General features: G+C 62.8%; 1 pseudogene. It reads left to right on the forward strand.

Annotated features, from left to right (window positions below):
* Positions 1–58: 58 nt before the first annotated feature.
* A pseudogene (locus tag MKD50_RS30575) lies at positions 59–611 on the forward strand (IS3 family transposase); the annotation flags it as partial.

Consider the following 611-nt stretch of genomic DNA (forward strand, 5'->3'; position numbering starts at 1 on the left):
TAAGTGGAAGAGCTGGGGCCTGAGCCGGCCATAATGGCGGGCATAAAGGATCCAGAAGATGACGAAACGAAGCAGACGGACCCACTCGGCAACCTTCAAGGCCAAGGTGGCCATGGCCGCGCTCAAGGGCGACAAGACGCTGGCGGAATTGGCCCAGCAGTATGACGTGCACCCGAGCCAGATCACGGAGTGGAAGCAACAGTTGGCGGAGCACGCCGCGGACGTGTTCGGCGGCGGCAAAACCAAGACTGCGGCCGAGCCGCCGGTGGACGTGAAGGCGCTGCATGCAAAGATAGGCCAATTGACACTGGAGAACGATTTTTTAGAGCACGCGCTCGGCAAGGCGGGATTGCTGAGCGGAAAGCGATGATTGACCGCGATCACCCGCTGCCGGTGAGCCGCCAGGTCAAGCTGGTCGACATTTCCCGATCGAGCGTCTACTACCAGCCGCGTCCAATCAGCGACGCGGATCTGAGGCTGATGCGCCGGATCGACGAACTGCATCTGGAGCATCCCTTCGCGGGCGCACGCATGCTGGCCCGCCTGTTGCGACGGGAGAGCATCCCGGTCGGCCGCCGGCACGTGCGCACGCTGATGAAGCGCATGGGCAT

This window comes from Cupriavidus mimosae, from assembly GCF_023952485.1.
GTDB lineage: Bacteria > Pseudomonadota > Gammaproteobacteria > Burkholderiales > Burkholderiaceae > Cupriavidus > Cupriavidus taiwanensis_C.